Consider the following 26,651-nt stretch of genomic DNA (forward strand, 5'->3'; position numbering starts at 1 on the left):
CAGAAATGGCGCCGCGACAGGGTCGCGGCGCCGTTTCGATCAACCGATCGGCGGATCAGCAGCGGGTGCGATGGCGCCCGATCGCATTGCCGAGCAGCGCACCACCACCCGCACCGACGACGGTGCCGAGCGTCTTGTCGCCACGGCCGGCGATGGAATTACCCGCGAGACCACCCGCCAGCGCGCCGACGATGGCGCCGGTGCCGCCGCCGCGATGGCAGCGATAGCCCCGATCATAGCCGCCGCGATCGCCATAATAGCCACCATGGCGGCCATAGCCGCCGCGGTCGTAACCGCCATGATCATAGTAACCACCATGATGATGGTGCGCCTGCGCAGGGACGGCGACGCCCACCACGCCCATGCTCGCCAGTGCGGTGGCGGCGATGACTTTCTTGAACATGGACTCACTCCCGATGTCTGGACCGTGATCAGGTCTAGGCCATCGCGCTTGACCTGCGACTGAACCGCCCTGTCAGCATCGGTTCAGTCGCCATTCTTCGATCCGGGAGGAATTCCGGCCGCCGCGCGTCGCTGCGCAGGGCGGCCGGCGCGGCCTTATATCGCGAGCTTCACCACGAAGCGGACATTGCGGCCGGGCAGCACCACGTCGTCCTTGTTGAGCGAGGCCGCGTTGCGCTGGATGTCGTTGGTCAGATTATGGCCGACGATCGCCAGTTCGAGGCCCGGATGCTGCTCAAGCGGCCGCCAGGCGAGGTTCGCATCCAGCTCGACATAGCTGGGCGTCGCGGTGTCAAAGGCGCCGAAGCGGTTCTGCCGCCCATAATAAGTGAACAGGAAGCCGGCATCGACCGGCTTGCTCTCCCACGACAGGCCGCCGCCGACGCGATAGGGCGGGATGCGCGGCACATTGCCGTCATGGTTCAGCGTGGCGCGGGTATAGTCGCCGATCGCCTTGGCCTCCAGCGTGCCGCCCGACGCGGTCTTGACCAGCGCATAGGAGGCCTGCCCTTCGAGGCCGCGGAAATGCGCGCCCTGCTGGCGATAGTTGAGCTCCTTCAGATCGTCGCCATCGCCGACCACGCAATCGCCGTCATCGTCGCAGGTGCGGCCGGTGAGTTCGCCATAGATATAGTTGTGGAACCAGGTGCTGTAGACGCTGCCCTCGAAGCGGAAGCCGCCGGTGTTGACGCGGATCGTCCCTTCCAGCGAGTTGGCGCGCTCGATCTTGAGGTTGGGATCGCCGGTCTCGAAGGTGTCGGGGCCGTCATGGCCGCCGCGCGCGAACAATTCGGTCTGCGCCGGGGCGCGGCCGGTGCTGGAGAAGGTCAGGCCGAGCTTCACCGCCTTGTTGACGTCGAGCAGCGCGCCGATCGATCCGCTCGCCGGCGTGAAATTGTCCCTGGTGGGGACGTCGGAGCGCGGCGTGCCCTTGACGCTGACATGCTCGATACGGCCGCTCGCCTGGATCTTCAGCGCCGCAGTGATCGGCGCCTCGGTGAAGATATAGCCGGCCTCCGATTTGGTCAGGGTCGGGAAAAGATAGGAGCTGTCCTCGCCCAGCGCGGAGAATGTGCGATGCTGGACCTCGGCACCGAGCGCCGTGTTTTGCAGGAAGCCGATCGGGCCGAGCAGCAATTCGGCATGGCCGTCATATTCGCGGTTGCGGAAGGTGCTGTCGACGCTGCCGTCGGGTTCCTTTTCGCTATGCTGATATTTGGCATAGCTGCCGTCGAAGGTCAGCGTTCGGAACAGGCCGCTTCCGAGATCGAAGCTGTCGCGGGTCAGCAGCTTGGTCTGGTGCATGTCGATATAGGTGGTGTCGCTGGGGATGCCGTATTGCGCGTCATAATCCATGATCGCGATGCCGACATGGCTCGTCTTGCCCGGGCCGAAGAAATAGGAGGTGCCGACCGTCTCGCCATAGCCATGGAAGAAGCTGTTCTGCTGGGTGCCGAGCGGCGTGTCATAATCGTCGGCATGGCGGTAGAAGCCGTCGACATGCACGGCGAGATCGCCGACCTGCCCGTCCGCCATCAGCGAGCCCTGCCCGGTGTTGGAGACGGTATCGAAGCTGCCGTCCATCTCGGCCGACAGCGGCCTGGTCGGCAGGGTCATCGGCACGCGGTTGTTGAGCACGTTGACGACGCCGCCGATCGCCTGGCTGCCATAGCGCAGCGTGCCGGCGCCGCGCACCACCTCGATGCTCTGCGCGGACAGCGGATCGATCGGGACGCCGTGATCGGGGCCGATGTCCGACACGTCCGAGCTGCTCGAGCCATCCTCCAGGATGCGGACGCGGGTGGCGTCCATGCCGCGGATGATCGGGCGGCTGGCGCCGGAGGCAAAGGTCGTCGCCGCAATGCCGGGCACCTGGGCGAGCGCGTCGGCGATGCTGGCGCCGCCATTCTGCAGGATCGTCTCGCGATCGACCTTGGCGGCGATGGTCGGCGTATCGCTGCCGTCGGAGACGAAGGGCGAGGCGGTGACGATGATATCCTGCGCCTTCGTCGGGGCAGCGACAGGGGCCTGCTGCGCGGACACGGCGGCAGGGATGAGCGCGGCGGAGGCCACGCCCAGCAGGAAGAGGGTACGCATGGGAATTCACTCCAGAATCTGGGTGGCCGGGCGCACGCGCGCCGGCGGCGAGGAGAGGCGACGCGCCCCTCTCCCTTCGATGTCGTTCAGGTGATGTGGTTCAGGCGTGGGTGGGGGTCGGCGGCCCGCGACCACGCCATGCATGGGATCGCGCCTGCCCGGTCAGATCGGAGAGAATGACGAAGAGACGCCAGTAGATCGCGGCGATCGGCAGCGGAACGCGGATATCCGCCGACGAGACATAGGCGCCCGCCTGACGGGCATCGAAACAGATCGCGCAATCCGTCGGCTGGCCCGAGAAACGCCCCGCTGCCGAAACGACGGTGGGCGCCGCCGCCTGCGTCGCGACCGGACGGGATCGCACGGCCCGGTCGACATGGGTTTCGATCACGAAGCTTTGCCACAGCAGAGCGGCGAGCAAGGCGATCGTCAGCACGAGGCGATGCCCCGGCCGCAACCTCAGCCCCGGCCGACCGACGGCATCATCACCGGCGGACGCGGCGCGCGGTCGCAAGTCCGTCCTTCCCACCCTGCTGCGACATATGATCACGGTCCCACCTTTTCGCGACGCCTGGCGGCGCTCTGCGTTCAGGGATGAGATGTTATGATATCTCATCGGTGGTGGCAATGGCCTATCGATGCGGATCAGCGCGGTGGACCGCCATCCGCTTCCGGCGGCTCGCATCCTCAAAATATCTCGGAGTGTCGATGCGCCCCGTCCCCCCGATGGCCGCCCCGCGCCCCTCTACGCCGCCGAACCGCCGCTTTTCGCTGTCCGTTCACGATCCATCGTTTAATGTGATGGTATATCGTTCTATATTGTCGCATGGCCACCGTCAAACCAGCGAACGATAGCGATGCCATGATGACCATCCCCCGCTCCCGCGCCCCACGGCCGAGGCCGCCGATCCGGCCATGGCCCGCTGCCCGCCATCGGGAGGCCGGACGGTGACCGGTCCATCCGGCATGGCGCTGCTGCTCGGGATCGCGGCGAGCGGGGCGACGCTGATCGGCGGCACGCTCGCCTTGCGCTACCATCGCCGGCTCGGCGTGATCCTCGGCCTGGCGGCCGGCATGGTGATCGGCGTCGCCCTGTTCGATCTGCTTCCCGAAGCGCTGGCGCTGACCGGCACCCGCTTCGCCGATGGATCGGTGCTGACGATGACCGGGCTGGCGCTGATCGCCTATATGTTCGTCGATCGGCTGGCGGGGGGCGCAACATCCCTGTCGGGCCGTCTGCGCGCCCATCTCGCGCCGGCGAGCCTGACCCTCCACAGCTTCATCGACGGCACCGGGATCGGGCTGGCCTTCCAGCTGTCCCCGGCCGCAGGCGTGCTCGTCGCCACCGCCGTCATCGCCCATGATCTGGCCGATGGCGTGAACGCCGTCAGCCTCGCCCTCGCCACCGGGGATCGCGCCTCGGCGCGGCGCTGGCTCGCGCTCAACGCGGCCGCGCCGATCGCCGGCGTGCTGGCGGGAAGCGCGGTGCCGGTCTCGGCGCCAATCCTCGGCATGACGCTGGCGACCTTCGCCGGCGTCTTCCTTTATATCGGCGCGTCGCAACTGCTGCCGCGCAGCCATGCGCTCCGCCCCGCGCCGTCGACCAGCCTCGCCAGCCTGGCGGGCGCGCTGTTCATGCTGGTCGCGGTGCGGCTGGGCCACTGATCCGCGGCGCCAAGCCATTCCACCATGGCCAGGGGCGACGCGCCCGCGCCCGCCCGCGTCGATGGCGATCGTGCCGGGGGATCACGCAATGGGTTACAGCGGTCGCTGCGTCCGTTAAAGGGAGGCCATGAGGCAAGCATCCGGCACCATCGAACGCGCCTATCAACTGGCGGGCACAGGGCATTGTCGCACGATAGACGAGATCGTTCGACGCCTCACCGCCGAAGGCTATGACAGTCCGCAGGCGCATCTTGCCGGCAAGGGCCTCCGCCTCGAATTGCGCAAGCTGATCAAGGCGCGCGAAAATCCGTCCGCCGCCCGGCCGACCGGCACCGAGCCCGGCACCGAGCCCAACACCTCGGCAGCGGGCTGAGCGCCGGCTGACGACCACGCCTCAAGGGGAAGGATAGACTTCCAGCAGGGCCTTGATCCGCGCCTTTATCTCGGCGGGCAGCACGAAGCTTCGCCCATAGGACGCCCGATCCACCGCGCGCCGCTCGACCAATTGATCATGGAGATCGCCCATCAGGCCGTTGATCGCGCTGAGCGAGCGCGACATGTCGTATCGGTCCTGCGTCGGCTCGATCGTCCGCAGCGTATCCCAGAACGACACCTGCCGCCCGATCACCTTGCGGGTGACGTGAAACCGATGCCCCGTCACCATGTCGTCGGCCACCAGCGCGGCGAGCGAGCGGACGTCTTTCTCCAGCAACGCCCGGAACGCCGACGGGCTGGTCAGCAGCAGCCGATCGGCCTCCCGGTAGAGCCGGGCCAGCGGCAGCCGGGCCAGCAGCAGCCGAAGAATATAGGCCTCCCGCAGCACCGTGCCCCGCCGCTTGTTGCGATAGGCGTCCTGCAGATGGCCCATCGTGACCGTCACGCGGTTGAGCAGCCGCGGATAGGCATGGGGCGCGCCATAGAGCGCGTGCGCGTACCGGAAATGCTTGAACTTCGCGCGGATGTGCTTGAATCGCAGCCGATCCGCGGCATCCAGGTCGCGATCCCGCACCAGCCTGGCGATGAGCTGGCCGAGGCCGTCCCGGTCGAAGCCCGAATACCAGAGCTGTCGGCAGATCCGGAAACAGGCGGCCAGCTCGTCCTGGGCATAATCGAACCGAATCTCGGCCGGCAGCCGGGCGTCGGCGTCCAGCTCGTCGTCGATCAGCACGGCGGCGAACAGCGCATCGCATTGCGCGATCGGGAACGGGCCGGCGTCGAGCGCGGCGCGGTCCAGCGCGCGGGGTGCGTCGGTCATGCCGGCTGCCGTTCGAGCATGGCGGCGACCGCCGCCTTGGCCTCCGCGACGACGATCGCCAGCGGCTGGCTGGTATCGATATCGACGATGGGGACGGTCCCGCCAAAGCGCAGGTCCGAGATCCGGGCGATCTTCTTGGCCAGCGCGGCCGGATCATGATCCGGCTTGCGTAACATAGCCGTCTCGACATCGACATGAAGCCGGATCACGAGATCGGGCGCGTGCGCCGTCATCCATTCGAAATGCTTCTGCTCGCGCACCGCGAGCGTCCGGGCGATCCCGCGATCATGACGCACCTTGCCGAACCCGGGGCCATCGAGCCCGTCGGGCACGTCCAGTTGCGGAAAACGATCGGCCAGGATCGCGATACCCTGCCGGCGCATGGCGAGCATCCGCCGGAACCGCCGCAGGCGCCGCAACGAGAAGGCGTAGATGGCGAGCGCGGCGATCGGGCTCGGCCCCTTCCGGCTGCCCGCGTCCTTGACCGTCTTCTGGATCGTGCGGTCCATCCGGCGCCCGATCATCGGCATCCGCCCGATGGCGCGGCCGAGATTGCCCGACTGCTTGCCGAGATGACAGAGCATGGCGGGACGCTGTTCGCCCATCCATTCGAGCAAGGCCTGACCGACCGTCGATTTCCCCGATCCGTCCGAACCGACGATGGCGATCAATGGTGCCACGCGCACAAATCCTCGATCCGATGCCCGGAAAAGGGCCGACCGGGCCGGCAGATGCTGCCGCTCACCAAATATGTCAAATCGAATATTATTGATCTGGAACATTGCAGAATGATGACAAGATGATCATCTAGCGCGGCGGGAAGCGTTGATCGAATGTGTCGGAGTCTGCCGTGAAGAGCTGGGCCGTGAAGAGCTGGAACGTGGTGGCGGGGCATCGCTGGCTGAGCGTCGCCATCCTGCTGGTCCTGTGTCTGGTCGCGGCCGCACGCCTGACCCTGACCCATCGCGACGATATCGGCCTGATCGTCATCCTGTGCGCCATTGCCCTTATCGCGGATCGCTTCTGGCCGACGCTCGACTATCGGCTGACCGCCGCGCCGATGGCGCCGCTGGTCGCGTTCGTCGGCTGCGATGGATCGGGCAAGTCGACCCTGACCACCGATCTTTTCAAGGCGGTGAGCGACGTGCAGCCGACGGCGGTCAGCTATCTGGGCCTGGGCTCCGGGGCGATCGGCGAACGGATCAAGCGGCTGCCGATCATCGGCCGGCATGTCGAGCGCAGGCTCGCCCGGAAAGCCGCCCAGACCCGGACGAGGGGCGAGAAGATTCCCGGTCTCTTCACGGCGCTGGTCGTCTACATGTTCTCGCTCGCCCGTCTTCGCCGCTTCAACCAGATGCTCAAATTGCGCCGCGCCGGGGTCGTCATCCTGACCGACAGATATCCGCAGATCGAATATCCCGGCTTCTATGACGGCCCGGGGCTGTCCGCGGCATCGCCACGCAGCCGGCTGGTGTTCGCGCTCGCCCGGCAGGAGCGCCGCCTGTACGAATATATGACGAGCTTCCGCCCGGATGTCGTGGTCCGGCTGGATGTCGATGTCGACACCGCGCTGGCGCGCAAACCCGATCATCGCGCGGACCTGCTCCGCAAGAAGGTGGAGGTGACCCCGCTGCTGCGTTTTGCGGGCGCCCCGATCGTCGATCTGGACGCCACCCTGCCCTACACCGTGGTCTATCGTCAGGCCGCCCAGATCCTGGGCAGCACGATCGCGCGCCGGGCGGTCGATCGTCTGTCGGCGATCGCGGCCTGATCACGGCCCCCTCTCCGCCGAGCGGCACAGGGGAATGTTGGGGAATGGCGGGGAGAGGGGGAACGGCCGGGTGGTCGCGCCGACGCTCGATTGCCCGGCGGGCGCTCGCTCGGTCGACGATCCGATGGCGCCGGCGTTGCGCGACGGCGCAAAGCCGATCGCGGGCCCCCCTGCCGGCCGATCCGGCGCCATCGGCAGGCCGCCTGCTACATCTCCCGGATCGCACCGAAGTCCATGTTGCGCAGGTCGGTGAGGAGATCCGGCCCCGTCGGCTCCCAGCCCAGCATGGCGCGGGTCTTCGCGCTGGCGGCGGGCATGTCGAGATGGGCGAACATGGCGAACCAGCCGAAATGAGCGGCGGCCGCCTCGGCGGCCAAGGCGACGACCGGCAGGTTCAGGCCCGCCCCCAGCACCTCGGCGACGTGGCGGGCGGCCACCCCTTCCTCGGCCACGGCATGGTAGCGCGCACCTGGCTCCGCCCGGTCCAGCGCGAGCGCATAGAGCCTGGCGACGTCGACGACATGGGCGGCGGGCCAGCGGTTGAGCCCCTCGCCGACATAGGCGAACGCGCCTTTCGCGAGTGAAATCTGGATATAGGGCGAGATGAGGCCCTGCTTGACGGTGTCGTGGACCTGCGGGAGCCGCACCACCGACAGGTTGATGCCGTCCTCCAACAGCGTCTGCCCGGCCCGTTCGGATGCGATCCGCGGATTGGGGTGGTGCGGGTTGAAGACAGTCTCGACGGCGGGCCGGCCGTCGCCGGGATCGCCGATCCCGGTGCCCGACGTGATCAGCAGAGGCCGGTTCGAGCCCTTCAGCGCCGATCCCAGAGCCTCGATCACGCGGCGATCCTTCTCGCAATTCGCCGCGAAATTGGAGAAGTCATGGTCGAAGGCGGTGTGGATCACGCCATCGGCCTCGGCCGCCCCGGCGGCGATGCCGGCGGGATCCTCCAGCGTGGCGAAATGGGCGCGGGCACCGGCTGCGGCGAGCGCCCTCGCCCCCTCTTCCGATCGCGTCATGCCCACCACTTCATGGCCGGCAGCGAGCAATTCGGGGATGATGCGCGACCCGATGAAGCCGGTCGCACCTGTGAGGAATATACGCATGGACACTCTCCGTCATTGTTCGGAGGGCCAAGGTGGCCTATGGATTTTCCTGTTAAAGTAGTGACTTTATCATGGTATAAAAACCAACAGGCCCGCGATGCTCCTGCAAGAGACCACCCCGCTCGGCACCTTCCTGCGTGATCGCAGGATGCGGCTCGATCCCGCCACCTTCGGATTTTCGACCGGACGGCGCCGGACCCCGGGGCTGCGCCGGGAAGAGGTCGCCCAGCGCGCGAACATCAGCCCGACCTGGTACACCTGGCTCGAACAGGGCCGCGGCGGGGCGCCCTCGGCGGACGTGCTGGAGCGGATCGCGACCGGGCTGATGCTGACCGAACCCGAACGCGAGCATCTCCACATCCTCGCCTTCGGGCATCCGCCGGAAGCCCGATACCGGGAACCGGAGGGGATCACGCCACGCCTGCAGCGCGTTCTCGATGCCATCCCGGCCTGCCCCGCCATGATCCGCACCGCGACCTGGGATATCGTCGCCTGGAATCGCGCGGCGGCGCTCGTCCTGCTCGATTATGCGACGCTTCCCCGCCCGGCGCGCAACATCCTGCGGCTGATGTTCTCCGATTCCCGGGTGAAGGCGGTGCAGGAGGATTGGCGCAGCGTCGCGCGCTTCGTGGTCGGGGCGTTCCGCGCCGATGCCGCGCGCGCGGGTGCCGGTGACGAAATCCGGCAGCTCGTCGAAGAACTCTCCGCGATGAGCCCGGAGTTCGCTGCGATGTGGCGCGACAATGAGGTGGTCGGCCATGGCGAGGGCGTCAAGCGCCTGCACCATCCCGAACTCGGCCCCATCGAGCTCGAATTTTCCACCTTCGCGGTCGAGGGCCGCCCCGATCTCAACATGTTGGTCTATGCGCCGGCGACCGAGGACGTCGCCGCGCGCATCCAGGCCCTGGTCGCGGGCGGAGCGGCTGGGCAAGCCGCACCATCATGACGGCGGCCCGCGGTCACGCTTGCCGGGAGGGTGCGAACCCGCAGGCCGTCGCCTGCGAAAGCATCGTCCGATCCGCTCAGATCAGGATCAATTCCTCTTCGTCGATCCGCATCGCCAGCAGCCACGCCTCCCGATAGTCGAGCCGGTCGAGCGCCGCGTCGAGAGCGTCGCGCAATCGCTGCATCGCGTTTTCATGTCGTTGATCGTCGAACACCAAGCCCCTCCTGCACAATGGTCGGATAGGCCGAGATCGTTACCAGCCCGACACGAGGGCCGGTTAACATCGGTAAAGCAGACCTGCGTCTGGCGGCGATGTCGACGGCGACGGCCGGAGCGAACCGTCCACGCCGCCGATGGCGGCGGCGCGAACGCCGCGCGCGATGTCATCACGCTGCCATCGTCTTTCGCCATGGCGATCCGATCGCAATGCTCCAAAGCCAATCCGTGCCTATCAGCCGCCATTCGCTCGATACCCTCGCGGGCCTGTGGATCGGCGCCCTCGGCCTCGCATCGCTAGGTCTCCAGCCCCAGATTCTGCTGGCGTCGGTCACGACAAGCCTGACCGCGATGGAGGCCGGCCGCCTGGCGACGCTCGAGATCGGCGCGATGGCGATCGCCAGCGCGGTGGTCATATGCGGTGCGGCAGGCCCGTTTCGCAGTACCCTGTCCGGTCTCGGCTGCGCGCTGATGGCCGGTGGAAGTCTGCTCGCGGCCTGTTCGGCGAATATAGTCACGGCCTCCGCCGGGCGGGCGCTGGCCGGTATCGGCGAAGGCATATTGGCCTCGGCGGGCGTCGTCGCCGTTCTGGGCAGCGCCAGGCCCGTCCGCGCCAGCGCCGGCTTCGTCACCATCGCCGCCCTGCCCCCGCTTGCGGGTTCCGTCGTCCTGGCGCTGATCGGCCGGCAGATATGGGGCGGCAATGCGCCGCTGCTGCTGCTCGCCGCCGGTGGCCTGCTGGCCCTGATTCCGGTCCTTTTCCGGCGATCCCGCACGCCGGTGCCGCTCCCGAAGCCCCGCCCGCCCGCGATCGGATCGGTCATCGTCATCATGCTGCTATGGCTGCTGAACGCGATCGCCAGCGCCTGTTGGACCTATCTCGGGGCGCTGGGTGCCGAACAGGGCCTCGCGCCGCCGTTCGTCGCACACAGCCTCTCCGTCGGGCTTCTGGCGCAGATGGCGGCCAGCATTTTGCTGGCGTGGCGCGGGCCGGATGCTCGCCTCGCGCTTTTTCTCCTGATCGCCGTCGGCGCCGAGGGGGGTGGCGTCCTCCTCGCATCCGGGGCGGCGGGCCGGCCGACCGCCTATCTGGTCGCGACCGCGATCTTCGGCTTCGCCCTGCACGCCGCCTCTCCGCTGGTGACCGGCCTCTTCACCCAGTCCGATCCCACCCGCCGTTGCAGCTATCTGATCCTGCCGGTCACGCTTCTCGGCATCGCGACCGGCCCGGCCATGGCCTCGCTCTTTCCGGATCCGGCCTCCGCCTTCCTCGCCGGCGGCGGGCTGCTGATCGGGGTCGCCGTCGCGCTCGCGGTCTTCACGCAACGGCCCATGCCCTGGGCCAGGGAGTCCTTCATCGCGATGCCCTAGCCGGGGTGACCGGATGCCATGGCCAGGGTCGGCGCCGGCGGCGGTGCGGTCCCCCATGCGCCGGGCTTCGGCCCCATGTGCAGCACCAGCATCCCGCCATGGGCGATCTCTTCGTGGCGCAGCCACGCGCGATCGAGCGGACGCCCGTCGAGTTCTGCCGATTGCACGAACGGGTTCTCGCCGGTCGCGCCGAGCCCCGGCGCGCGAATGTGGAGGATATGGCCGCCGCCCAGATCGATGTCGCTGGCGGTGAATTCCGGCGACCCGATCAGATAGAGATCCTGCCCGGCCACCGGGAACAGCCCGAGCGACTGGAACACCAGCCAGCTCGACATCGCGCCGCTGTCGTCATTGGCGGGCAGGCCGCCGCGGCCGTCGAAGAAGCCCTTTTCGCGATAGTCGATCAGCCGCTCGACCGAGAGATCGGGCCGTCCGAGCCAGTGATAGAGCATCGGGATCAGGAAGCCCGGCTCGTTGGTGATGTCGAAATGGAGATGGTCGAACAGCGTATCGAGCCGCTTGCGGAACGCGTCGGCCCCGCCCGCCTTGGCGATGAGGCCGGGGATGTCCTGCGGCGCATAGAGCGAATAGGTCCAGATATCGCCTTCGTAGAGGAAATCCGGCCAGGTGCCGCGCGTGACGAGATAGGGATCGGCCCATGTCCCGTCGGGCTTGCGCGGGCGCAGGAAGCCCGAGACGCCCTCGCGGCTGAGTGCGGGATCCCACAGATGGGCCCAGTTGCCCGAGCGCTTCAGCGCCGCGCGCGCGATATCGGCGTGACCCAGACCGTTCGCCAGCTCGGCGATGGCGAAATCGTCATAGGCATATTCGACAGTGCGCGAGCCGGCCCGCGGGAAATCAGTGCTGACATAGCCCTTGGCGAGATAGTCGCTGATGCCGCCGCGGCCATATTGCTCGGGGCGGTCCGGCTCGACCGCGGCGTTCTTTTCCATGCCCTGGAGCGCGGTGGCATAGTCGATGCCGCGCAGGCCCTTCACATAGGCATCGGCGATCATCACGTCGGCGTTGCTGCCGCCCTGGGTGCGGCCGGTGCTGTTGCCGCTGCGGCCATCGGGCAGCCAGCCCTCATGGCGATAGATGTCGACCAGCGAGCGGACCAGATCGCGCTCGCGTTCCGGCGCGATCAGGGTGAGCAGCGGGGCGTTGGTGCGGAACGTGTCCCAGATCGTGTAATAATCGTCATAATAAGGTTCGCTCGACGACCATTTCGGATTCTCGCCGCTATGATCCGACGGCATCATCATGACGTGGTAGAGCGCGCTGTAGAATTGCCGCTGCTGGGAGGCGGTGCCGCCCGCAATCCGGATCGGGGACAGGGCGTGGCGCCATGCCTGCTCGCCGGCGGCGCGGGTCGCGTCGAAGCCGGCGGCGGCCAGCGCGTTCTGCCGGGCCTTGTCGACGCTGACGAACGAGATACCGACGCGCGCGGTGACGGTCTGGCCGGCACGACCGGGGAAATCGAGCGTGGCGCCGATCGGATGGTCGCCGTCCACGGACGCGGATGGCGCGGCGGACAGCGCCTCGCCGGTCCATGTCCGGGTGCCGGCCGCATCGCGATCGGCGATCAGCGCGAAATAGACGCGATATTCGTCGCCCATGTTCCAGCCGCCGGCATAGCGCCCCATGCCGTCAATCTCATGGGCCGAGCGCGCCGTGACATTGCCGCCGAGGAAACGCTGATCCTCCTTGCCGCCGCGCTTGTTGAGCATCTGGTCGAGCCGCACCGTGATGTGCGCGGCCTGCGCCGTGCGGAAGGTGTAGCGATGGACCCCGGCGCGGGCGCCGGCGGTGAGTTCGGCGCGGACAGCGGGGCGCACCAGCGTCGCCGCATAATAGCCGGGCCGCACCACCTCGTCGGTGCGCGGGCTGGCGACATCGGCGATGTCGAGCGCGCCGCTGGCGGGCATCACCCGGATATTGCCATATTTGCCGGCGGCGCCGCTCAGATGGAGATGGCTGAAGCCCAGCACATTGCCGTCGCGGCGATAGCCATATTTGGAGGCCACGCCATCGAAGCTCGCCATGTCGGGGCCGAGCTTGACCATCCCGAACGGCACCGTCGCGCCGACAAAGGTGTAGCCATACCAGTCGGTGCCGATCAGCGGATCGACCAGGGGCAGCGGATCGGCGGTCATCGCCGCCCGATCCGCTGCCAGCGCCGGAAAAGCGAGCGTCGCGAGCAGCAGGGCGATCGCGCGCGCCGGGCGGTTCATGGCTGCACGATCGCGTCGCGCGGCGCCGGCTGGCTGATCGGCGCGGCCTCGGCGCGCGCCCAGTCGGCGTCGCTCACCCGCTCGACCGGCAGTCCGCTGCACTGCGCGGCGGCCCGCACCGGGTTGCAGACCGCCGCGTCATGATCGGGCAGCCGCACCGCGAAGCCGCCGGGCAGGCGCGGATCGGGCCAGAGATAGTCGGTCGAGACGAATTGCGCGCCGGTCTTCAGCGCGAGATCGCGATGAGCGACGTCGTTGCGCCGCGCCTCCCAGGTGTTGTCGTCGGCGCGGGTGCGGACGAGGAAGCCGGCGCGGACGTCGTCGGCGATCCGCTGCCCCTGCTCGACCGGATGGTTGAGCGTCAGATAGGCGGCGGCGGGCGAATGCTCGTCGGTGTTGACGAAGGCGACCCGGCCCTCGAGCGAGGCGCGCCCCCCCCGATAGATCGCGACCTTCTCGGGGGTTTCGTCGAGCGCGAACAGGATCTTGCCGCGCGCCGCGCCGAGCGTCGGCCAATGGTCGGCGAGCACCGCCTCGCGCAGCGTCGGATAATGGCCCTGTACGTCATCGGGCGTGATCAGCTTCGACGGCGGCAGCACCGCGCGGATCTCCGCGTCGAAGGCATCGAAGGCGGCGGTGTCGAAGGACAGCAGCGGCACGCCGCCGGGCGCGGCCTTGCCGTCCTTGGCGTTGATCAGGATGGTGATCGGGGCGTGGCGCGGATGCGCGTCGGACCAGGCCTTCACCAGCCCGAGGCATTGCTTGAAGGTGACGCAGCTCGATCGGAAATCGACGTCGGGGATGTGCAGCACCTTGAAGCCGGGCTGCATCATCGTCGCGGTCCACGCCGGATCGAGCGCGGTGTGGGTCGCCTCGGCAATGTGCGGATGGGCGTAGCGGCCGCCCTGCGGATCATAGACCACATCGATCTCGATCTGCCGCATCCCGGCGTCGAGCTCGGCCGGCAGCGACTTGTGGGTGTAATCGAGCGACTGGGCGCCCTTGGCGGTGGCGGCGGCGATCAGGCGATAATCGGCCGGCGGGATCGCCTGCTTGTAGCTGTTGTGGGTGCCGACCGTCATCAGGTCGTTGAGCCTGAGGTGGCGATCCATCCAGGCCTCCGCGCAGCCGTCACCGGCCTGGCGCGCGTCCGCCGCGGCCAGGTGGCAGCCATGGCGCGCCGGCGGCGTCGCCGATGCGGCATGAGCGGACAGCCCTGCACCACCCAGCATCAGGATAGGGATCAACGCACGCATACGCACTTCCTTCATGGGGCGGCCACGGGTTGCTCTCGCCCCCTGCTCGCCGCGATATAGAACGGGTTTGTGAGGATCGCGGGACGGCGCGATGCCGAGCGCGGCTGCGATCGGAGCGGCAATCATCGGCACCTCGGTCAGTGTCCTGCGAATATGGGCGGCGGCCAAGGGGGGTAAGACCGCCGCCCCGGTTCACGATCAGAATTTGTAGCTGATCGCGCCCCGAACGCTGCGGCCGAAGATCGAGCGCGCCAGATAGGTGGCGGCCCCGGCCTCTGAATTGTCGATCGTGCCGGCGCGGGGATTGCCCTCGGTCAGGCCGATCGTGTTGGTGACATTGTCGACATAGAGGTTGAGCTCCAGGCGCTTGGTGACATCGAACTGCGCGTCGAGATCGAGCGTCGTGTAGGACGGCAGCTTGATCTGGTTGGCGACGTCCGAGAAGCGCTTGCCATAATAGGAGATGCCCGCCTCGATCCGCAGGCGTCGATCGAGCAGGTTGACCGCCGGCGTGATGCGGAACGAGTTCTTCGGCACGCGGATCAGATAATGGTTGGAATAGTCGGTCAGCACGCCGCTGCTGTTGGTATAGATGAACTTCGAGAAGCGCGGATCCTGCCAGGTATATTGCGCATGGAGATCGAACCAGGTGCGCGGGTGCCAGGTGCCTTCGAGCTCGACGCCCCAGGTCTTGGTGTTGCCGTACACGGTTCGCCCGCTATAGGCGCCATTGGTGAGGGTGTAGTCCGTGATCGCATAGCTCTTGTAGATCGAACGGAACGCCGTCGCGTAGAAGTCGAAGCTGTGCTTCGAGACCTTGAGGCCGCCTTCCAGGAAGTTCATCTTCTGGACGATCGGATTGTTGTTGGCGTTGCCGATGAAATCGCCGACGCTCGGCAGGCGGAAGGCGGAGGTGTAGCGCGCGAACAGGCCCAGGCCCGGCTGGAACTGGTAATTGGTGCCGAGTGTCCAGCCGGTGTGGCTGAAGCTGCGCGAGAATGGCGTGTAGACGCCCGAGCCGGTGAGCACGGCATTGTCCGCAATGGTGGCGGACTGGCCGAGATTGACCGTCTGCTTGCCTTCCACCGTGCCGCTGGTGTGGACATGCTCCCAGCGGAAGCCGCCATCGATCCGCAGCTTGTTGGTCACCTGCCATTCGTCGCTGCCGTAGATCGCGGCGGTATCGGACTGGCCGCGACCGTTCGCGAATTCGGCACCATAGCTGAGGATGCCATTCTCGGTGATCGACTGGGTGGGATTGCCGGCGGCATCGAGCGCATAGATGTCGAGCAACTGCGCCTGGTTCTTCACGTCGGTCAGCGCGGTGGCGGACGTCGAGTGATATTGTTCGGAGACATGCGCGAAATAGCCGCCCAGCGCGAAATCATGCTTCTGGCCGAAGATATAGGCGGTCTTCTGGAAGCGGCCGTCGTTGATGAACTCCTTCTCGGGGATGGTGAAGGAGCGGATCAGGTTGACCAGCGCCAGGCCGTTGCCGTTGCGCCCGGTCATGTCGATGGCCTGGGTCGGGTTGTCGGTATAGGCATAGCCGACGCTCGTTCCGCCATAGGCCGAGGCATATTTGCTGTAGGCCGACAGCAGGGTGGCCGCGTCATACACCGCATAGGGCGTCACCGCGTTGCGCTTGGTGAAGCTCGACCGGTAGCGCATATTGTCCTGGAAGGTCAGGCCTTCGGCGATGTTGAGCTTGAGCTCGCCGGTCAGCTGGGTGAGCTTCTCCGTGGTGCCGACGCCGTCGTCGAACCGGTAGGTGCTGCCGTCGGCCTGGCGGAAGTTGAAGTAGCGCGTGTCCGGCCCGGCGATGGTGTCGTAGAGCGCGTTGAAGCCGTTCACGCCGACCGGATTGCCGCTGCTGTCGTTGACGAAGGGCGAGACCATCGAATTGCCGATGCGCTCGTCGATCCGCTTGACGCCGAACATCAGCGAACCCCAGTCATAGCTGGCGTTCAGCGTGCCGCGGATCTGGCCGCCCTGGTCCTGGCGATAGCCGCTCTGCCGCTGGCCGTCGGAGAGGGTATAGAAGCCGCCGATCAGATAATGCCACGGCGTCGAACCGATCGGGCCGCCGATCCAGCCGTCGACGCGGTGGTCGTTATAGCTGCCGACCTCATATTTGGCGTAGCCCTCGAAATGATCGCCGCCCTTGCGGGTGATGAAATTGACCGTGGCGCCCGGCGCGTTCGAGGCGAAGATCGACGACGGGCCGCCGCGGACCACCTCGACCTGCTCGATGGTCGAATCCATGCGGAACGACTGATCCGCGTTGAGCCAGCCGAGGCCGCCATCATGCTGGGTGGTCAGCCCGTCTTCCTGCAAGGTGATGGTCGAATAGCCATCATTGGGAATGCCGCGGACGCGGATATTGCCGCTGGCCTCGCCCGACGAGCTTTCGATCCAGAAGCCGGGCACGTTCTTGAGCGCCTCGCCGACGCCGCGCGGCGACTTCATCTGGAGTTCGGCGGCGCTGATCGTGGAGATGGCGTAGCTCGCCTCGACCTTGCGGCGCGCGGTGTTGCCGGCGCGGCCGGTCACGATGATGTCATTGCCGCTCGACGTCGGATCGGCCTGTGCGGCGGAACTATCCTGATCCGTGTCCGGCTTGGCCGCATCCGCCGCGGCCGACGTCGCTGTCGCCGTCTCCGCGACGACCGGCGTCGCCAGCACGCACGCCATCATTAGCGCGGGCAGCGCCGCGCTATTCAAAAACCGAACTCGCATTGAAATGACCCCTAGCTGTCTCGTCTCGCCGGCCATATGATAGCGATAGATATCATTTTTATGACAGAGCTGTCATTATTTGGACGGGCGGACAAAATAGCGACCGCGGCATGGCGGGGGTCGGCGTGACGAGGATGGGATGGATGGACATGATCAAAGCGGTGAGACCGGCACGATGAGCAGCGAGGGCAAGCGTCAGCCCGTGAAGCCGAAGCAGGCACGCTCGCTGCTGACCCGTGCGCTGCTGCTGCGCGCCGCCGACGAGCTTCTGGCCGAGGTGGGCGTGGAGCGCATCTCCACCAATATGGTGTGCAAGCGCGCCGGCGTCTCCCCGCCCGCTTTATATCGATATTTCCAGGACAAATATGACATCATCGTCGCGCTCGCGGTCGAGATGATGGAGCGCAAGAGCCTCGTGGTCGATGCCTGGATCGCCCGCCACTCACCCGGCGGATTGCCGGCCATGTCCGCCCATGTCGAGGAATTGCTTCGGCAATTGACCGCCGCCCGGGAGGAGCAACCGGGCGCGGTATGGATCATGCGGAGTTTCCGCGCGATCCCGCAATTATTCACCATGCGCGAAGGCGCGCAGGTGCAGGCGACCGAACAGCTGGTCCGAATCTACCGGCCGTTCCTGCCCGATGTGCCCGAGGACATGCTGCGCGTCCGGGTCAGGCTGTCGGTCGAGTTCGGGATCGCCATCGACGAGCTGCTCGCAGACGGCGCGATGGACCGCGAACGGATTTTTTACGAGGGGGGCAGGATGCTCGGCTCGCTCTTCCAATTCGCCGAAGCGGCCAACATCGCCCCTCCGGGAAGCGAGCCTCGCTCGGGCAATTGATCGGCGACTGATCGACGACCGCCGGAGACAACCCTTTGCCACGCCCGATAGCATGCGGAAATGTCAAGGAAACGTGGTACAGTGAGCCATCGGAGATGATCCCATGGGTGACGCGTACCAGACGGCCGAAGGCGATTCGCGGCACCCGCAATTGTTCCTGATCGAGGCGAGCGAGCAGCTGGCGGCCGCCCGATCGATGGACGAAGTCGTCGAGGTGCTCCGGCGCACCGCCCGGACGGTGGTCGGCGCCGAGGGCATCGCCGTCGTCATTCGCGACGAGGGCCGCTGCTTCTACGTCGCGGAGGATGCGGTGGGTCCGCTGTGGTCCGGCAGCCGCTTCGATGAGAATATCTGCATTTCCGGCTGGGCGATGCAGCATCTCGAAACGGTTGCCATTGCCGATGTGCGGTGTGACGATCGGGTGCCGCAGGCGGCCTATGCGCCGACCTTCGTGCGCAGCCTGCTCATGGCGCCGATCGGCCGGCCGCAGGCGGTGGCGGCGCTCGGCGCCTATTGGTCGGACGTTCGCCTACATGATGTCGAGACGATCCGCCGGCTGGAAAGCCTCGCCCGGCTCGCGGCGATCGCGATCGAGAATGCCCGGCTGCTCCGCCAGGCGGAGGATAATGGCCGCCAGCGCAGCCTCATGGTCGCCGCCGGGCGCATGGGCATGTGGTCGTTCGACATCGCGACGGAAGTGCTCGAATCCTCCCCGATGTGCCGCGAGAATTTCGGCCGGGATCCACTGATCCCGTTCAGCTACGGCGATCTGCACGCCGCCATCCACGATGACGACAAGGCGCGCGTGCAGGACGCGATCGCGACGAGCATCCGCACCGGCGGCGACTATGACATCGAATATCGGGTGATCACGCCGACCGGCGACACCCGCTGGATCGGGATACGGGCGAAGCCGTCCTATGCGGCCGACGGCACGCCGCGTTCGCTCGACGGCCTGTCGATCGACATCACCGAGCGCAGGCGGATGGAAGAGGTGCTCCAGACCTCCGCCGCCACGCTGGAGCATCTCGTCGAGGAGCGGACCCGCGAACTCGTCGCGGCGCAGGAAGCCTTGCGTCAGGCGCAGAAACTCGAGGCGATGGGCCAATTGACCGGCGGGGTCGCGCACGACTTCAACAATCTCCTCACGCCGATCATCGGCAGCCTCGATCTGCTCCAGCGCCGCAAGATCGGTGGCGAGCGCGAACAGCGCATGATCACCGGCGCACTCCAGTCGGCCGATCGTGCCCGCACGCTGGTCCAGCGGCTGCTCGCCTTCGCCCGGCGCCAGCCCCTGAAACCGGAGCCGGTCGACGCCGCCGCGCTGATCATCGGGATGAGCGAGCTCGTCGCCACGACATGCGGGCCGCAGGTCGAGTTGCGGATCGATGTGCCCATCGGCCTGCCGCTCGCCGTCGCCGATCCGCACCAGATCGAGATGGCGATCCTGAATCTGGCGGTGAACGCCCGCGACGCCATGCCCCAGGGCGGGCGACTGACGCTATCGGCCGCCCGGCAAAGCCCCGGATCGGATCATCGCGACGTGGCGGCGGGGAGCTACATCGTCATCGCGGTGGCCGACACCGGCACCGGCATGGACGAGACCACCCGCCGCCGCGCGATCGAGCCATTTTACTCGACCAAGGGCATCGGTCGCGGCACCGGCCTCGGCCTCTCGATGGCCCATGGCCTCGCCTCGCAGCTCGGCGGCGCGCTGACGCTGGAGAGCGCCATCGGGGTCGGCACGACGGTACGCCTTTGGCTTCCGATCAGCGCCCAGACGCAGCCTCGGGCGACGACACCGGCGATCGAGGACATACCGATTGCCGGTGTCGCGCTGCTGGTGGACGACGAGGATTCCGTGCGGGCGAGCACCGCCGACATGCTCGCCGAGATCGGGTTCGAGGTGATCGAAGCCCGATCCGGTGCCGAGGCGCTCGCGCATCTGCGCCGGCGGGGGCCGGTGGACGTCCTCGTCACCGACCATCTGATGCCGCACATGACCGGCGTCGATCTGGCGCGGACGGCGGTCGTCGAGTGGCCCGGCCTGCCGGTGCTGGTCGTCTCCGGCTATTGCGACGCCATCGGGATCGACGCGGAGTTCCCGCGCCTCGAAAAGCCGTTCCGCCAGGCCGATCTGGCCGCATCCCTTGCCGCCGTGCTGTCGAAGGCGCCCGCCGCATCGGACGTGCCCATCATCATCACCGAATGGTGACGGCCGAACGCTGACGGCCGCATGGTGACGGCTGAATGGTGACGGCCGCAGGGTGACGAGGACCAGCCGCCTGCGATAATCCTGCATGGCCGGCGATTGGGTGATCGGCCGCCCGGTGTCGGTTCACCGCCGATCGAGCCGGGTCAGCGCCGCGATCCGGATATCGTCACCCGCGGGCGCGGCGGGCGTCGCGCAGGACACGCGAAAGCTCGTCGACGGAATATGGCTTGTGCAGCAGGGCGAAGCCATGCCCCGCATCCTCTGCCAGCACATGGCTGTAGCCGCTGGTCAGCACGATCGTCAGATCGGGCCAGCGCGCGCGGACCAGCCGGCCAAGCTCGACGCCATCGATCCCCGGCATCACGACGTCCGAGAACAGGATGTCGATCTCGTCATGCTGGTCTTCGAGTATCGCGATCGCCTCGTTCGCATTCGCCGCGCGGCGGGTGGCAAAGCCCAGATCGGTCAGCAGATGCGACGCGAACTCCCCGACCTGGTCATTATCCTCCACGATCAGGATGCTGGCCTCGCTGGCGACGATCCTGTCGCGAAACGCCATGTCGCCGGACGGCTTCGGCGCGGCGACGCGGGGCAGATAGAGGCTGAAGACCGTGCCTTCGCCGATCCGGCTGCGGACGTCGATCTCGCCGCCGGACTGTTTGGTGAAACCATAGACCTGGCTCAGCCCGAGGCCGGTCCCCTTGCCGACCTCCTTCGTGGTGAAGAACGGCTCGAAGATCCGCTCCAGCTGCTCGGGCGGCATGCCCGACCCGACGTCCGACACCGACAGCTTCACGAAGTCGCCCTTCGCGCCGGCATGGCCCCGCCGCGGAGGAATCGATCCGGCCGCCTCGATCGAGATTTCGATGCGGCCTTCGCCGTTCATCGCGTCACGGGCGTTCACCGCCATGTTCACGAGCGCGGTCTCGAACTGGCTCGCATCGACCTCGACGAAGCAGGACGAGCAGATCGGATCGACGGCCAGGGCGACCCGCGAACCGATCACCGTCCGCAGCATCTCCGCGACGCTGCCGACCTTGTCCGCGACGTTGAACACCTCCGGCTTGAGCGCCTGCCGCCGCGCGAAGGCGAGGAGCTGGCTCGTCAGCTTCGCGGCCCGGTCGGCCGTCTCCGAGATCGCGTCGATATAGCGGCGCTGCTTCTCGCGCGGGAGTTCGCGGCGGGCGAGAAGCTCGGCGGACGAGCGGATGATGGTGAGCAGATTGTTGAAGTCATGCGCGACGCCGCCGGTCAGCTGACCGATCGCCTCCATCTTCTGTAGCTGGCGCACCTGATCCTCGGACGCCAACAGCTCGCGCGATCGCTCTTCGACGCGGATCTCCAGCGTTTCATTGAGTTCGCGCAGCGCCTCCTCGGCGATCGTGCGCTCGAGAATGTCGGCGGCCTGTCGCGCGACGATGTCGAGCATCCGCAGATCGCGATCGGACGGTTCGTGGCGCGTGCTCCAATGCGTCGAGATCATGCCGAGCAGCTTGCCGCTGCGCGAGAGCAGCGGCGTGGTCTGGGCGGAGCGGATGCCGGCACGGCGGAACGCCTCGAGATCGGGCGTGCCCGCAATGTCGTCCCATTCCTCGAAATCGGGCACGATCGATCGCTGCCCGAACTTCAACGCCAGGGTGCAGCTGCTGAACGCCGCCGGATTGACCCATTGCCAGAAGCCGACCGCTTCCGGCGGAAGGCCGCGATGCGCCAGGAGCTGAAGTTCGCCGCCATGGCCCGAGGGATCGCCCGCCGGGCACAGCAGCTGCATCGTGCCGCACTGCGATCCCGTGATCGCCACGGCCGCCTCGACGATCTTGCCATAGAGTTCGTGGCGGTCCTGCTCGTTGATCAGTTCGACGCTGATCCGATGGAGCAGGCCGACGTCCGACATTTCGCCGTCCACCGTGACGATCGGATCGTGGAGCGACATGAGCCGCGGTCCGTGCTGCGATGTCTTCATGAAACTGCTATCCCCCGCGGCCGCCTGAACAGCGAAGCGCACCGTGTCGGTGAAACCGACCAACATCGTCATGGTTCCCCCACCGTTGCACGACAAGCCGTTGCAAGGTGAGCCGTTGCACGGCCCGCGCCGGCATGTTCAGCATGCTGTTCCAGCATCCCGGGAAGATGGAAGAAAGAGCAAGGATCGCGCCGAAATGCGCCGAATTCGCGCAATCGCCGCAGCCGATCGGGGCACGAAAAAGCCCCGGAAAACCGAACGTTTTCCGAGGCTTGATCTGGTGGGCGTGGCAAGGATTGAACTTGCGGCCACTGCGATGTCAACACAGTGCTCTACCACTGAGCTACACGCCCGTGGGGGGTGCCTCTAACCATGCGCCCCGGCGATGGCAAGCGACATTTTCCGCCTTTTTTAGAGATCCCCTCCGGCGACATTGCCGACGCCGAAGATGCGATCCACCTCGAGCACGAGATCGCGCAGATGGAAGGGCTTGGAGAGGACTTTCGCGTTCGGATGGGTGATGCCGCCCTTCAGCGCGACGGCGGCGAAGCCGGTGATGAACATCACCCGCATGTCGGGCGCGATCCGGGCGGCGCGCTGGGCCAGCTCGATGCCATCCATCTCGGGCATCACGATATCGGTCAGCAACAGGTCGAAATGTTCGGTCTCGAGCAGCGGCAGCGCCGCCGTGCCGCAATCGACCGCGGTGACGGCATAGCCGACCTTCTCCAGCGCGCGCGAAAGATATTCGCGCATCGACGTGTCGTCCTCAGCCAGCAAGATCCTGATCATTATGTTCCAAACGCCCCCGCCGGGTTCCTGATCCACCGGCGGAAACAGTCCGCCAGCGGCGCCTCGATCAGCGGTGTCCGGTCTATGCCGAACCGCTTGCCCGCGACGCTCCTGATGCCTAGCAGAATAGCATGGCCACGCATCTGCCGGAACCGAGCGCTTATGCCAGGTTGGGACAGGTCGCCGCACGCTCGCCGCTGGTCATCGCGGTGCCCCATGCCGGGCACCATTATCCCAAGACGATGCTCGCCGCGTCGCGCCTGCCGCCGGCGGCGCTGGAGACGATCGAGGATCGCCATGCCGACCTGCTGGTGAGCGATGCAGTGCAGGCCGGCGCGATCGCGATCGTCGCCCGCTATGCCCGCGCCTATGTCGACCTCAACCGGGACGAGCGCGAACTCGATCCGGCGCTGCTCGGCCGCCGCCCGCCGCCAGGCCTGCTGATCCATTCGGCGAAGGTGGCGGGCGGGCTGGGCGTGATCCCGAGCCGGATCGCCGCCGGTGGCGCGGTCTGGGCGCGGCCGCTCGGCGAGCAGGAGATCGAGACGCGGCTGGCGACCGCCTACCGGCCCTATCATGCCGCCATCGAAGCCGCGCTGGATGCCGCTTATGCCGCCCATGGCATCGCGATCCTGCTCGATTGCCATTCGATGCCGCCGCTGCCGTCTTCGCCGCACCACGGCATCGCGCCGCGCGTGGTGGTGGGAGACCGGCACGGCCGCTCCTCCGATTCGCGCTTCGTCGTGGCGATCATGGAGCGTGTGAAGCGGGCTGGATTCGCGGTGGCGCGCAACCATCCCTATGCGGGTGGCCACAGCCTCGATCGGCACGGCGCGCGCGCCGTCGGCCGGCACGCCATCCAGATCGAGGTCGATCGCAGCCTCTATCTGGACCAGGCCCAGCGCGATCCGGGCGACGGCCTGGCCGATACCCGCCGCCTGGTCGCCGCCATCGCCGCCGCACTGGAGGCGGAGTCCCGCAGCTATCCCCTTGCGGCGGAATAGGTTTTTCCGGCCATAAAAAAACCGCCCCGCGTTTTCACGCGGAGCGGCCAAGGTTCAGGGAGGGATGCGCCCGGAGGCGCATCGTGCGCGACCACGAAGGGGGGGACATGACCGCGCCCAACCCAAATAGGCCGGTGAGAATCTTATTCAAGCGCCGCAGTGCAAAAAAATCACGCTTTTCAAAAAAAAATCCGGCTTCGGCCAAATATTCTTGACTTATCCCGACCACGCCCTCCGCGATGTCCGATCGAGAACCCCGTCGCGATCCGGCAAGCGATGCTTCAGCGCAGCGGCGATGGCGAGGATGGGGACCGCGATCGCCCAGTGCGGCGTCACCGCACCCCGGTCGCGCCGGGTGCGCCGGCTTCGATCCCGGCGGTGGCCGGTGCGGTCCCCTCGCCTCTGCCGATATCAGCCGAGCAACGGCCCGTTGGGCGGCGGCAGCTTGCCCTGAATGCTCTGCCGACCGAAGATATCGGCCATCCGCTGCAAGGAGAAGAGGTGGGCGTAGATCAGCGGCATCAGGCCGTTCTGGAGCCACTTGCGGGCGACGTCGCCACGCAGATTCTTCACCGCATCCTCGGAGATGATCTGGAATCCGCGATAGATATAAGGCTGCGGCGCGCCGTTCGGCTGGGCGGTGAACTCACCGTCGGTCAGCAGCTTCTGCTCGCGAATGTCCTGGAAGAAGGCGTTGGTCAGCACGCTGGCTTGCTCGACCTGCTCGCAGAATTGCAGGATCGCGGTGGTCCGCTCGCTGGGCGCGCCATCGGTGAAGATCGCCTCGCCGTCCTCGAACGGGCCGATCGCCCCCGACGTCGGATCGAAGCATAGCGACAGATCGTCGCTGTCCGGGCGCAGACGCGCGAGCAGGAACGGGTAGCGGCGCACATAAGCAGGCACGTACCAATCGTCCGGGAACATGCCGCGCTCGTCGACGATGACGTTGACGCCTTCGTTCAGGCCCATCAGCGCGAGCGGCACGGGCGTATCGCCCAACGAGAAGACGATCGGATAGAAACGGCTCGCCTGGATGAACTCCTCGGCGAGAAGCGGCACCGCATGGGCGGTCTTGAGGAACTGCGCGCCTTCGATCGGACGGAATTTCCAGTCGCCATGCTCCTGGCTCGAGATCGGCGTCAGATCGTTGTAGAACAGCGGCAGGCCCTGCTGGGGTGCGCTCGCCATAACATGATACTCCTGAATATGCCCCGAAACGGCCCCCCGGCCGCCCGACGAAGCGTTGTCGTCTATTGAGGCTCGTCTTTTTCTGCAAGCGGCAGCAGCGCCCCGGGGTTCATGATTCCGGCCGGATCGAGCGCCGCCTTGATCGCCAGCATCGCCCGCATCCGGGCCGGATCGGTCAGCGCGACGAAATCGCCGCGCTTGAACCGCCCGATGCCATGTTCGGCCGACATCGTGCCCCCCGCCTCGGTCGCCAGGCCGTGGACGAAGCTCGAGACGGCCGACGCCTGCGCCGCGAACCAGGCCCTGTCGTCGCTGCCCGCCGGCGCGCGGACGTTGAAGTGGACATTGCCGTCGCCCAGATGTCCGAAGGCGATCGGCCGCGTGCCCGGAAAGCGCTCGACCACCGCCTGCGATGCACTCGCCATGAAGTCCGGCATCGCCGCGACCGGCACCGCGACGTCGTGCTTGGCCGCCATGCCATCGCGCGCTTCCGCTTCGGACAGGCTTTCGCGGAGTTTCCACAGCGCGTCGGCCTGCGCCTCGCTCGATGCGAAGGCGGCATCGCCCGCCGTGCCACGCGCGATCGCATCGATCAGCGCCACTTGCAGGCGGTCGGCGACGGCGCCGTCGCCCACCGCCTCGACCAGCACGTTCCACGGCCATGCCTCGCCGAGCGGTGCCCGGGTATCGGGGATATGGCGCAGCACCAGCGCCAGCCCCTCGGCGGGGACCAGCTCGAAACTCTCCACCGCCTCGCCGAGCCGATCTTCCAGGCCGCGCAGCAGGGTCAGCGCGTCGTGCGCAGAGCGCAGCCCGATCCACGCCACCGCCCGCGATTCGATCGCCGGCACCAACCGGAGCGTGGCCGCGGTGACGAGCCCGAGCGTCCCTTCCGCACCGATCAGCAACTGCTTGAGATCATAGCCCCGATTGTCCTTGCGCAGCGGCGCGAGGCCATGCAGCACCGATCCGTCCGGCCACACCGCCTCCAGCCCCAGCACCAGCGATCGCATCGGGCCGAAGCGCAGCACCTGCGTGCCCCCCGCATTGGTGGAGATCAGCCCGCCGACCGTCGCATTGCCCTTGGCCGCGAGCGACAGCGGGAAGCGGCGCCCCGCCCCGGCCACCGCCGCGTGCAGATCGGCCAGCACCACGCCGGCTTCCGCCACCACCGCATTGTCGCCGGCGGAGACCGACCGGATCGCCCGCATCCGCCGCATCGAGACGAGCAGCGCCCGCCCCTCCGCCGGCCCCGCCGGGGTCGCACCGCCGACCATCGAGCTATTGCCCCCCTGCGGCACGATCGCGATCCCGTCGGCCGCGGCCCGCGCCACCACGAACGCCGCCTCCTCGAGAGTCGCGGGCGAGACGAGCGCGGCAGCGGCCCCGGTCAGCCGCCGCCGCCAATCGGTGAGCCACGGCGCCAGATCGGCAGGATCGGTGGTGAGCCCCGCCGGCCCCAGTCGTTCGGCGAGATCGGCAAGGCAGCGGGCGGACGGTGCGGGATAGGCCATCGTCATTCCCTAG

22 protein-coding genes and 1 tRNA gene are annotated in these 26,651 nt (G+C 67.3%); 8 read left to right on the top strand and 15 right to left on the bottom strand.

Going from position 1 to position 26,651, the window contains the following annotated elements; all coding sequences use genetic code 11:
• Window positions 1-55: 55 nt before the first annotated feature.
• From PBT88_RS12520 to PBT88_RS12530, 3 genes are all read right to left on the bottom strand, one after another.
• The gene (locus PBT88_RS12520; protein WP_270075678.1) at window positions 56-403 is read right to left on the bottom strand and encodes a glycine zipper 2TM domain-containing protein; all 348 of its coding nucleotides are present in this window, start codon (window positions 401-403) and stop codon (window positions 56-58) included.
• Window positions 404-558: 155 nt separating this feature from the next.
• A complete protein-coding gene (locus tag PBT88_RS12525; protein WP_270075679.1) occupies window positions 559-2,559 on the bottom strand; it encodes a TonB-dependent receptor in 2,001 nt (666 codons plus the stop codon).
• Window positions 2,560-2,659: 100 nt separating this feature from the next.
• Window positions 2,660-3,073 (bottom strand): hypothetical protein, encoded by a 414-nt coding sequence (locus PBT88_RS12530; RefSeq protein ID WP_270075680.1) that lies wholly within the window; start codon window positions 3,071-3,073, stop codon window positions 2,660-2,662.
• A gap of 434 nt (window positions 3,074-3,507) precedes the next feature.
• Between PBT88_RS12530 and PBT88_RS12535 the strand changes: the two genes are divergently transcribed.
• Both PBT88_RS12535 and PBT88_RS12540 read left to right on the top strand, forming a co-directional pair.
• Window positions 3,508-4,224: a ZIP family metal transporter gene (locus PBT88_RS12535; protein WP_270075681.1), complete on the top strand. Its 717-nt coding sequence runs from the start codon at window positions 3,508-3,510 to the stop codon at window positions 4,222-4,224.
• Window positions 4,225-4,351: 127 nt separating this feature from the next.
• Entirely contained in the window at window positions 4,352-4,597 is a 246-nt protein-coding gene (locus PBT88_RS12540) for a hypothetical protein (RefSeq protein WP_270075682.1), read from the top strand.
• A gap of 21 nt (window positions 4,598-4,618) precedes the next feature.
• Here PBT88_RS12540 and PBT88_RS12545 read toward each other — a convergent pair whose 3' ends face one another.
• Together PBT88_RS12545 and PBT88_RS12550 are read right to left on the bottom strand one after the other, a co-directional pair.
• The gene (locus PBT88_RS12545; RefSeq protein WP_270075683.1) at window positions 4,619-5,479 is read right to left on the bottom strand and encodes a hypothetical protein; all 861 of its coding nucleotides are present in this window, start codon (window positions 5,477-5,479) and stop codon (window positions 4,619-4,621) included.
• Window positions 5,476-6,159, bottom strand: coding sequence for a nucleoside/nucleotide kinase family protein (locus PBT88_RS12550; protein WP_270075684.1), 684 nt, complete (start codon window positions 6,157-6,159; stop codon window positions 5,476-5,478). The genes PBT88_RS12545 and PBT88_RS12550 overlap by 4 nt, the downstream gene beginning before the upstream one ends.
• A 170-nt stretch (window positions 6,160-6,329) precedes the next feature.
• On the opposite strand from PBT88_RS12550, the gene PBT88_RS12555 reads away from it, so the two are divergent.
• Window positions 6,330-7,250 (top strand): nucleoside/nucleotide kinase family protein, encoded by a 921-nt coding sequence (locus PBT88_RS12555; protein WP_270075685.1) that lies wholly within the window; start codon window positions 6,330-6,332, stop codon window positions 7,248-7,250.
• Between the two features lie 206 nt (window positions 7,251-7,456).
• Here PBT88_RS12555 and PBT88_RS12560 read toward each other — a convergent pair whose 3' ends face one another.
• Window positions 7,457-8,359 carry an SDR family oxidoreductase gene (locus tag PBT88_RS12560; RefSeq protein ID WP_270075686.1) on the bottom strand — a complete coding sequence of 301 codons (903 nt, stop codon included), beginning with the start codon at window positions 8,357-8,359 and terminating at the stop codon, window positions 7,457-7,459.
• 97 nt (window positions 8,360-8,456) lie between these two features.
• Here PBT88_RS12560 and PBT88_RS12565 point away from each other — a divergent pair, with 97 nt between their 5' ends.
• Window positions 8,457-9,305: a helix-turn-helix transcriptional regulator gene (locus PBT88_RS12565; RefSeq protein ID WP_270075687.1), complete on the top strand. Its 849-nt coding sequence runs from the start codon at window positions 8,457-8,459 to the stop codon at window positions 9,303-9,305.
• Between the two features lie 76 nt (window positions 9,306-9,381).
• Here the strand turns inward: PBT88_RS12565 and PBT88_RS12570 are convergent, their stop codons facing one another.
• Window positions 9,382-9,519: a hypothetical protein gene (locus tag PBT88_RS12570; protein ID WP_270075688.1), complete on the bottom strand. Its 138-nt coding sequence runs from the start codon at window positions 9,517-9,519 to the stop codon at window positions 9,382-9,384.
• Between the two features lie 230 nt (window positions 9,520-9,749).
• Here PBT88_RS12570 and PBT88_RS12575 point away from each other — a divergent pair, with 230 nt between their 5' ends.
• Window positions 9,750-10,892 (top strand): hypothetical protein, encoded by a 1,143-nt coding sequence (locus PBT88_RS12575; RefSeq protein WP_270075689.1) that lies wholly within the window; start codon window positions 9,750-9,752, stop codon window positions 10,890-10,892.
• Here the strand turns inward: PBT88_RS12575 and PBT88_RS12580 are convergent.
• The 3 genes from PBT88_RS12580 to PBT88_RS12590 form a co-directional block, all read right to left on the bottom strand.
• Window positions 10,889-13,126 carry a GH92 family glycosyl hydrolase gene (locus PBT88_RS12580; RefSeq protein WP_270075690.1) on the bottom strand — a complete coding sequence of 746 codons (2,238 nt, stop codon included), beginning with the start codon at window positions 13,124-13,126 and terminating at the stop codon, window positions 10,889-10,891. The two genes, PBT88_RS12575 and PBT88_RS12580, sit on opposite strands and share 4 nt — an antisense overlap.
• Window positions 13,123-14,382: a phosphatidylinositol-specific phospholipase C1-like protein gene (locus PBT88_RS12585; protein ID WP_270075691.1), complete on the bottom strand. Its 1,260-nt coding sequence runs from the start codon at window positions 14,380-14,382 to the stop codon at window positions 13,123-13,125. Before PBT88_RS12585 ends, PBT88_RS12580 begins: the two co-directional genes overlap by 4 nt.
• Window positions 14,383-14,580: 198 nt before the next feature.
• The gene (locus PBT88_RS12590) at window positions 14,581-17,067 is read right to left on the bottom strand and encodes a TonB-dependent receptor (RefSeq protein ID WP_270075692.1); all 2,487 of its coding nucleotides are present in this window, start codon (window positions 17,065-17,067) and stop codon (window positions 14,581-14,583) included.
• Between the two features lie 193 nt (window positions 17,068-17,260).
• Here PBT88_RS12590 and PBT88_RS12595 point away from each other — a divergent pair, with 193 nt between their 5' ends.
• Window positions 17,261-17,962, top strand: a complete 702-nt coding sequence (locus tag PBT88_RS12595) for a TetR/AcrR family transcriptional regulator (protein ID WP_270075693.1) — start codon at window positions 17,261-17,263, stop codon at window positions 17,960-17,962.
• Window positions 17,963-18,065: 103 nt separating this feature from the next.
• Window positions 18,066-20,177: a hybrid sensor histidine kinase/response regulator gene (locus PBT88_RS12600; RefSeq protein WP_270075694.1), complete on the top strand. Its 2,112-nt coding sequence runs from the start codon at window positions 18,066-18,068 to the stop codon at window positions 20,175-20,177.
• 166 nt (window positions 20,178-20,343) lie between these two features.
• On the opposite strand, the gene PBT88_RS12605 is transcribed toward PBT88_RS12600, so the two are convergent.
• The 3 genes from PBT88_RS12605 to cpdR form a co-directional block, all read right to left on the bottom strand.
• Complete coding sequence (locus tag PBT88_RS12605) at window positions 20,344-22,212, bottom strand: ATP-binding protein (protein WP_270075695.1); 1,869 nt, start codon at window positions 22,210-22,212, stop codon at window positions 20,344-20,346.
• Window positions 22,213-22,418: 206 nt separating this feature from the next.
• A tRNA-Val gene (locus PBT88_RS12610) sits at window positions 22,419-22,493 on the bottom strand.
• 58 nt (window positions 22,494-22,551) lie between these two features.
• On the bottom strand, window positions 22,552-22,932 hold the full coding sequence (gene cpdR / locus PBT88_RS12615) for a cell cycle two-component system response regulator CpdR (protein WP_270075696.1): 381 nt from the start codon (window positions 22,930-22,932) through the stop codon (window positions 22,552-22,554).
• Between the two features lie 131 nt (window positions 22,933-23,063).
• Between cpdR and PBT88_RS12620 the strand changes: the two genes are divergently transcribed.
• Window positions 23,064-23,936: an N-formylglutamate amidohydrolase gene (locus tag PBT88_RS12620; protein WP_270075697.1), complete on the top strand. Its 873-nt coding sequence runs from the start codon at window positions 23,064-23,066 to the stop codon at window positions 23,934-23,936.
• 411 nt (window positions 23,937-24,347) lie between these two features.
• Here PBT88_RS12620 and PBT88_RS12625 read toward each other — a convergent pair whose 3' ends face one another.
• Window positions 24,348-25,124: a SapC family protein gene (locus PBT88_RS12625; RefSeq protein WP_270075698.1), complete on the bottom strand. Its 777-nt coding sequence runs from the start codon at window positions 25,122-25,124 to the stop codon at window positions 24,348-24,350.
• A gap of 62 nt (window positions 25,125-25,186) precedes the next feature.
• The gene (locus PBT88_RS12630; RefSeq protein ID WP_270075699.1) at window positions 25,187-26,638 is read right to left on the bottom strand and encodes an FAD-binding oxidoreductase; all 1,452 of its coding nucleotides are present in this window, start codon (window positions 26,636-26,638) and stop codon (window positions 25,187-25,189) included.
• Between the last annotated feature and the right edge of the window lie 13 nt (window positions 26,639-26,651).

Source organism: Sphingomonas abietis, assembly GCF_027625475.1.
Lineage (GTDB): Bacteria > Pseudomonadota > Alphaproteobacteria > Sphingomonadales > Sphingomonadaceae > Solisphingomonas > Solisphingomonas abietis.

Excerpts from the sequence above, each read along its gene's own strand:
- PBT88_RS12620 (WP_270075697.1), top strand. The coding sequence starts at position 23,064 with ATGGCCACGCATCTGCCGGAACCGAGCGCTTATGCCAGGTTGGGACAG.
- PBT88_RS12560 (WP_270075686.1), bottom strand. The coding sequence starts at position 8,359 with ATGCGTATATTCCTCACAGGTGCGACCGGCTTCATCGGGTCGCGCATC.
- PBT88_RS12595 (WP_270075693.1), top strand. The coding sequence starts at position 17,261 with ATGGATGGACATGATCAAAGCGGTGAGACCGGCACGATGAGCAGCGAG.
- PBT88_RS12605 (WP_270075695.1), bottom strand. The coding sequence starts at position 22,212 with ATGACGATGTTGGTCGGTTTCACCGACACGGTGCGCTTCGCTGTTCAG.
- PBT88_RS12520 (WP_270075678.1), bottom strand. The coding sequence starts at position 403 with ATGTTCAAGAAAGTCATCGCCGCCACCGCACTGGCGAGCATGGGCGTG.
- PBT88_RS12540 (WP_270075682.1), top strand. The coding sequence starts at position 4,352 with ATGAGGCAAGCATCCGGCACCATCGAACGCGCCTATCAACTGGCGGGC.
- PBT88_RS12545 (WP_270075683.1), bottom strand. The coding sequence starts at position 5,479 with ATGACCGACGCACCCCGCGCGCTGGACCGCGCCGCGCTCGACGCCGGC.
- PBT88_RS12565 (WP_270075687.1), top strand. The coding sequence starts at position 8,457 with ATGCTCCTGCAAGAGACCACCCCGCTCGGCACCTTCCTGCGTGATCGC.
- PBT88_RS12600 (WP_270075694.1), top strand. The coding sequence starts at position 18,066 with ATGGGTGACGCGTACCAGACGGCCGAAGGCGATTCGCGGCACCCGCAA.
- cpdR (WP_270075696.1), bottom strand. The coding sequence starts at position 22,932 with ATGATCAGGATCTTGCTGGCTGAGGACGACACGTCGATGCGCGAATAT.
- PBT88_RS12525 (WP_270075679.1), bottom strand. The coding sequence starts at position 2,559 with ATGCGTACCCTCTTCCTGCTGGGCGTGGCCTCCGCCGCGCTCATCCCT.
- PBT88_RS12630 (WP_270075699.1), bottom strand. The coding sequence starts at position 26,638 with ATGGCCTATCCCGCACCGTCCGCCCGCTGCCTTGCCGATCTCGCCGAA.
- PBT88_RS12580 (WP_270075690.1), bottom strand. The coding sequence starts at position 13,126 with ATGAACCGCCCGGCGCGCGCGATCGCCCTGCTGCTCGCGACGCTCGCT.
- PBT88_RS12585 (WP_270075691.1), bottom strand. The coding sequence starts at position 14,382 with ATGCGTGCGTTGATCCCTATCCTGATGCTGGGTGGTGCAGGGCTGTCC.
- PBT88_RS12625 (WP_270075698.1), bottom strand. The coding sequence starts at position 25,124 with ATGGCGAGCGCACCCCAGCAGGGCCTGCCGCTGTTCTACAACGATCTG.